The following is a 3,092-nucleotide window of genomic DNA, read 5'->3' as shown; positions in this document are numbered from 1 at the left end:
CGTTCTTGCCGCCGTAGTGAATCAAGACGGAGCCGCCAACGCCTCCGAGCTTCATGGCCCAGGCATAGCCCTTGAGCTTGGGCTTTTCGTCATGGAGAGGCTGGTCGACCGTCATAGGACCGAGCACCTCGCGAACGTCCTTGATATTGGCTGGAGTCGAAAACTGATACCAGTCAAAAACCGGCTCAAGAGGTTCACCAGACGGCGTTTTCACGATTTTGACCCCCCTGTTAGTAGGTGGGGGTCCGGACGGCCACGACGACGCCTGGAGGGGGCCGCAGGCGCCGGGGCAGGCCCGTCACCAGCGGCCCCCTCCAGGCTCCCCCCTGGAGGCGTTGCAGGCCTCCACGTGACCCGATGAGAGACAGACCGGATAAGCAGGCGGTAGGCCTCCTCAGACGGCATCAACGCCCCCATAACAGCATCGGTAGCAGCAGCTAGATCAGCATTGACCTTGCGAAGCATCTGCGGTGTAGCGTTGTTGGCAGCCTCCATCAATCTCGCAGCCCGCTCCAGCTCGGGAACAGTGGTATGGACCATTTGGGCAATGACCGTGGCCCGAGGCGTGTTGGACGCGGCCGCGAAACGGTCTAAGACCGCCAGGTCGTCATGGTCGAGAGTGATCGAGAACCTCGGTTTGCTAGTCGGCATATAAGCCCTCTGGGTGATTCACCTAAATCATAGTGCATCACCCATCAATGAGCAACAGTGAACAAACCAAAGCTGAACTGCTTGGCATGCGCGAAGAAGGGGAGGGGAGGGCGACGACCAAGCCACGCGGCCTGACTGGACCTGGAGAACCTGCGCGGCAGCACAGCATGGGGGGCATACCCCCCATACCCCCGTCACTTGTGACGACCGCCGCGCGAGGTGCTTGCACCTTGCATATCCTGCCCCGCACGACGACGCATCAAAGGCCTGGTTTTTCCCTCACTGAGATACCGATGAACTGCCGATTTACCCAAGCCGAATTTCTCCGACAGAGCGGCAATCTTCATGCCACCGGCACGCAGCTCACACAGCTCGGCAGCACGCTCAACACTGAGCCTCGGCTCACTACCTCCCCAGGTAACACCACGCGCCCTTGCAGCCACCCGACCAGCCTTACACCGCTCATTGATGATGGCTCGCTCAAGTTGGGCTACAGCACCGAGGATCTGCAGCACGAACTCGCCCATTGCGCTGGACGTGTCGATTGGCTCGGTGAGCGAACGTATGCCAACGCCGAGCACCTTCAGACGGTCGAGCAGCTGTAGAAGGTCCTTGAGACTTCGAGCGAGTCGATCGAGCTTGTAGACGACCAACATGTCGCCCCGTTGCAGTGTCGTAAGCAGCTCGTGAAGCACAGGTCTGGGACCAACTCCACTGGTCTTTTCTTGATGGACTTGAACCACGCCCGCGGCCTTGAGCGCGTCGATCTGAAGGGCGGTGTCCTGCGCATCAGTGGATACACGCGCGTACCCATACATCACGCCCGAACCTCATCGGAAAGAACAGCAAGCTCCCTCTGCACAGAGGCGAGAAGCACGTACATCACGGCCAACCAGGCGGGCGGCGAATCAGCCGAGACCTCTGAGACCGAATCAAGAAAAGCTACGACAGTAGCAACCGATTGCTCCACCTCGACACAGGCGGAAATACACTCACGCTTAGCCATGTTGACTCCTAGACAGTTGACATTGGTTAGCGGTCACGGGCTGTCTCACCAGCTCGTGGCCGCGACTTTTTGCGCTACGACTGGCGCACTTCTTCCTCCATCATTTCCTCGAGATCAAGACCGATCTGCTGACCAACAGCAGCCCATGAACCGTGGTCGTCTTGCATCTCTCGAAGACACGCACCGTACTGCTTGAGCATCCAAAAATAGGGTGTGCGTTCCTTCGAATGACGCGTCAGCTTGTACGCAGCAACGGCCAGCTGAGTAATGCTGAGCGTGAGATCGCGCGCGACCGGGCGAAGGCCAATCATCTGATCGGGAGTAAGCCTGGCCAGGTCGTGCTTCTCGTTGGACTTAGTCGGCGAAAACCGATGCTCCAACCTGAGGTAATCGACAGGATGACCGTCGCCCAGCTGCAGACCTTTTTGATAGAGCGTGGGCTGATAAAACGATGTACGAGCGCCGCCGTACACAGTGCGGCCAAGCTGACGCGACGACTCAGGACAAGAGCCGTGATCGGTCGCAGCCATACCGGCCTGGTCACAACGATCAATGAACATCAACCTGCAACGCTCGAAGTCGGCGAGGAAATCAAGCCGAACGTCAGCCCGCCCGACGCCATGAGGCACTGAAGCGCCCCTAAAGAGTTCAGCGACCCGAGGCGCAAGCGGCCCGGTGCCAGCAACATTGGGCCCGTGGTCATCACCGTTCTTGCCGCCGTAGTGAATCAAGACGGAGCCGCCAACGCCTCCGAGCTTCATGGCCCAGGCATAGCCCTTGAGCTTGGGCTTTTCGTCATGGAGAGGCTGGTCGACCGTCATAGGACCGAGCACCTCGCGAACGTCCTTGATATTGGCTGGAGTCGAAAACTGATACCAGTCAAAAACCGGCTCAAGAGGTTCACCAGACGGCGTTTTCACGATTTTGACCCCCCTGTTAGTAGGTGGGGGTCCGGACGGCCACGACGACGCCTGGAGGCGTTGCAGGCCTCCACGTGACCCGATGAGAGACAGACCGGATAAGCAGGCGGTAGGCCTCCTCAGACGGCATCAACGCCCCCATAACAGCATCGGTAGCAGCAGCTAGATCAGCATTGACCTTGCGAAGCATCTGCGGTGTAGCGTTGTTGGCAGCCTCCATCAATCTCGCAGCCCGCTCCAGCTCGGGAACAGTGGTATGGACCATTTGGGCAATGACCGTGGCCCGAGGCGTGTTGGACGCGGCCGCGAAACGGTCTAAGACCGCCAGGTCGTCATGGTCGAGAGTGATCGAGAACCTCGGTTTGCTAGTCGGCATATAAGCCCTCTGGGTGATTCACCTAATCATAGTGCATCACCCATCAATGAGCAACAGTGAACAAACCAAAGCTGAACTGCTTGGCATGCGCGAAGAAGGGGAGGGGAGGGCGACGACCAAGCCACGCGGCCTGACTGTG

The 3,092-nt window shown here is 59.0% G+C and carries 3 protein-coding genes; all 3 read right to left on the bottom strand.

Going from position 1 to position 3,092, the window contains the following annotated elements:
• The coding region (locus QMO14_RS32995) for a hypothetical protein (protein ID WP_301512334.1) at positions 1-214 on the bottom strand (214 nt) is incomplete at its 3' end.
• A gap of 631 nt (positions 215-845) precedes the next feature.
• Positions 846-1,469, bottom strand: a complete 624-nt coding sequence (locus tag QMO14_RS32990) for a recombinase family protein (RefSeq protein WP_301512335.1) — start codon at positions 1,467-1,469, stop codon at positions 846-848.
• A gap of 262 nt (positions 1,470-1,731) precedes the next feature.
• A complete protein-coding gene (locus tag QMO14_RS32985; protein WP_301512333.1) occupies positions 1,732-2,577 on the bottom strand; it encodes a hypothetical protein in 846 nt (281 codons plus the stop codon).
• Positions 2,578-3,092 lie beyond the last annotated feature (515 nt).

The organism is Variovorax sp. CAN15 (assembly GCF_030462475.1).
In the GTDB taxonomy this organism is placed as follows: Bacteria; Pseudomonadota; Gammaproteobacteria; order Burkholderiales; family Burkholderiaceae_C; genus Variovorax.
The sequence above is the reverse complement of the archived record's forward strand: the minus strand, read 5'-3'. Positions and strand labels throughout refer to the sequence as shown.